Annotated in this window: 4 protein-coding genes; 3 read left to right on the top strand and 1 reads right to left on the bottom strand. The window is 74.4% G+C overall.

The features are described from left to right. Positions 1-150: 150 nt before the first annotated feature. From ACFVXK_RS37810 to ACFVXK_RS37800, 3 genes are read left to right on the top strand one after another with little or no spacing between them, the layout of a single operon-like run. Positions 151-1,344, top strand: a complete 1,194-nt coding sequence (locus tag ACFVXK_RS37810) for a 7TM domain-containing protein (RefSeq protein WP_389621684.1) — start codon at positions 151-153, stop codon at positions 1,342-1,344. Beyond that, positions 1,341-2,204, top strand: a complete 864-nt coding sequence (locus ACFVXK_RS37805; protein ID WP_389621681.1) for a sugar-transfer associated ATP-grasp domain-containing protein — start codon at positions 1,341-1,343, stop codon at positions 2,202-2,204. Before ACFVXK_RS37810 ends, ACFVXK_RS37805 begins: the two co-directional genes overlap by 4 nt. Further along, positions 2,204-2,398: a hypothetical protein gene (locus ACFVXK_RS37800; RefSeq protein WP_389621678.1), complete on the top strand. Its 195-nt coding sequence runs from the start codon at positions 2,204-2,206 to the stop codon at positions 2,396-2,398. Before ACFVXK_RS37805 ends, ACFVXK_RS37800 begins: the two co-directional genes overlap by 1 nt. A gap of 8 nt (positions 2,399-2,406) precedes the next feature. Here the strand turns inward: ACFVXK_RS37800 and ACFVXK_RS37795 are convergent, their stop codons facing one another. Beyond that, complete coding sequence (locus ACFVXK_RS37795; protein WP_389621675.1) at positions 2,407-3,063, bottom strand: response regulator; 657 nt, start codon at positions 3,061-3,063, stop codon at positions 2,407-2,409. Between the last annotated feature and the right edge of the window lie 99 nt (positions 3,064-3,162).

Raw genomic sequence — 3,162 nt, 5'->3', positions numbered from 1 at the left:
GCGGCGGCATCCACTGCGCCACCCACGACCAGCCCGCCGTCGCCGGCTGAGCGACCCCTCCGCAGCACGCGCGGGACAGTTCACTTTCGTTGCCCCGCGCGGGCCGATCGTCACTACTGCCGGACTCGCCCGCTCCACAAGGCTGGTCCCGTGAACGACCTTCATACGAACGAAACCGGGCCGACCGACGCCGACCGACCGCCGCGCGGCGGACACCGCGGCGGCCGCGGCAGGACACCGGTGCTCCTCAAGGTGCTGGCGGCCGTGGCCGCGCTGGGCCTGCTGCTGGCCGCCGTCCTCGGCTCGCCCGACCGGCCCCTCGGGCACTCGTCCGACGTGATCGGCGAGCGGGAGATGGTGCGGATCAGCGGACCGAACGGCACGACGCGCGAGGTGCTCGCCATGGTCGACACCGGCGCGTCGGCCTCCTCGATGGACACCCGCCTGGCCAAGGAGCTCGGCTTCGACCTCAAGGCGGCCCCCAAGGTCACCGTCGCCTCCGCGCTCGGCCGCGAACAGCGGCCCGTCGTCGACTCCACCGTGCGCCTGGCCGGCCGGTCCTTCGTCGCCCGGACCACCGTCAACAGCCGTGCCAAGCGGGAGACCCCCGTCCTGCTCGGCCGGCAGGACGTCCAGGGGCTCCACGTGGCCGTCGGCAAGCGGCTGCTGACCCAGCCGGACGCCGCCAAGGCCCCGTCCGCCCTGCGCATCCTGTTCGCCAAGGCCCCGGCGATCGACCCCGTGTCCATGATGGCCCTGCTGCCCCTCGCCGCGCTGGTGATCGTGCTCCTGCGGGTGGTCGTCGGCCTGAACACCCTGGGGACCTTCAGCCCCGTGCTGCTGGCACTGGCCTACGCGCAGTCGGGGCTGCTCCTCGGAGTGCCGCTGACCCTGGCTCTGTTCGCCCTCGGGTTCGTCCTCCAGCCGCTGCTGCGCCGCCTGCACCTGCCGCGCGTCGCCCGGCTCGGCGTGCTGATCGGCGTGGTCACCACCGGCCTGATCGCGGCCCAGCTCTCCCTCGGCGGGCTCGGACTGTCCGACTCCTGGGGGATGACCATGCCCGTCGTGGTCACCGCGATCATCACCGAACGGCTGTGGGAGCAGTGGGACCTCGACGGGTTCCGGTCGGCCGCCGCCGGAGCCGCGCTGACGATGGGCACCGCCGTCCTGGTGGCGCTCCTGCTCCTCACCCCGTACGTACGCCACCTCGCGGAGTCCGTGCCGCTGCAGCTGGCGGCCGTCTGCGCGGTATGGGCGGTGCTGGTCGGCACCTACCGGGGGCTGCGGCTGAGCGAGCTGTTCCGGTTCGCCCCCGCCGCCAAGGCCCAGGGCGGTGCCGCGTGATCCGGCTCCGGGGCTGGGACCCGGTGCTCGGCATGAACCTGCGCAACGCCCGGATCTCCGAACAGAACCCGCGGGCCGCGATCCGCCTCGTCAACGACAAGTACGCCACCAAGGAGGCGCTGGCCGCCGTCGGGGCGCCGACCTCCCCCACCGTGGCCCTGCTGCGCTCCCGTCCGGAGGTCTCCTCCCTCGACTGGAGCGGGCTGCCCGACGCCTGGGCGCTCAAACCGAACCAGAGCCTCGGCGGCAACGGCATCCTGCTGTCCTTCGGCAGGCGCCGCGCCACCTGGTACTCGTCCTCCGGCAAACGGATCACCCGCGAGACCGTGGCCGACCACCTGAGGCGGATCCTGGACGGGGAGTTCTCCCCGCGGCCCCAGGACTGGGCGATGTTCGAGCCGCTGATCCGGGCCCATCCCGACCTGGACCGGCTCTCGCACCAGGGCCTGCCGGACATCCGGGTGATCTGCCGCGGCGACCGGCCGCAGCTGGCGATGCTGCGGCTGCCCACCCGGTTCAGCGGGGGCCGGGCCAACCTCCACCAGAAGGCCATCGGCGCCGCCGTCGACCTGGAGACGGGCCGCATCACCCACGCCCTGGTCGGCCGGGAACCCACCGGCCACCACCCGGACACGGGAGAGCCGCTGATCGGCGCGCGCGTCCCGCACTGGCCCGAGGTGGTCGACGCCGCCCGGCGCTGCGCGGCGGCCACCGGCCTGCGCTACCTGGGCGCCGACATCGTCGTCGACGCCGACCGGGGCCCGCTGATCCTGGAGGTCAACGCCCGTCCCGGGCTCCAGATCCAGAACGTCACCGGGCGCGGTCTGGCGACCACGTCCGACCGCCGCAGGAGGAACTGATGCGAGGGCTCGCCCTGACTGCCAAGATCGTCGTCGCCGGGCTCGCCGGGGCCTTCCTCACGGTGAGCGCCGTCCGTGCGGAGCCGGCCCGGCCGGCCCCCGACCAGGACGCCCCGGCGGTCGGCCCGGCCGTCCCGTCCACCACACCGGCACCATCCACCACACCGGCACCGACCGCCTCCCGGCGATCCTGACCGGAACGTCAGCCGCCGGGGCGGATCCGGGCCTCGCGGGCGAGGAGGGCGGCCTGGACCCGGTTGGCGCAGGCCAGCTTGGTCAGCATCCGGCTCACGTACGCCTTGACCGTGCCCTCCCCGAGGTGCAGCCGCCGGCCGATCTCGGCGTTCGAGGCGCCCGTGCCGACCATGGCGAGCACCTCCCGCTCCCGCCCGGTGAGCTCCGCGATCCGCTCCAGCCGCGGGTCGGCCGGCTCCTCGTCGGAGGCGAGGTAGCGGTCGATGAGGTGCCGGGTGATCCGCGGGGAGACCATCGGGGTCCCGCCCGCGACCGTGCGGACCGCCTGGATGAGCTCCTGCGGGGTGCTGTCCTTCAGCAGGAAGCCCATCACGCCCGCCCGCAGCGCCCGGTCCACGTACTCCTGCTCCCCGAAGGTGGTCAGCATGACCACCCGGACGGACGGGGCCCGGGCGGCGATGAGTTCGGCCGCGTCGAGCCCGTCCGTGCCCGGCATCCGGATGTCGAGCATGGCGACGTCCACCCGGTGCCGGACGGCGAGCTCCGCCGCCTCGTGGCCGGAGGCGGCCTCCGCCACCACCTCGACGTCCTCGGCGTGGCCGAGTACGAGCCGGATACCGGCGCGGACCAGGTCCTGGTCGTCGGCGAGGAGAACACGGATCACGGCGGGCCTCACGGGGTGGGGAGGGGGAACGGGGGGAAGGGGGCGGCGGGGGCGCGCCGGGCGTCGTCCCCGACGGAGGTACCGGGGCGCCCGGGGTCC

The sequence above is a fragment of the Streptomyces sp. NPDC058157 genome (assembly GCF_042884105.1).
Lineage (GTDB): Bacteria > Actinomycetota > Actinomycetes > Streptomycetales > Streptomycetaceae > Streptomyces.
The sequence above is the reverse complement of the archived record's forward strand: the minus strand, read 5'-3'. Positions and strand labels throughout refer to the sequence as shown.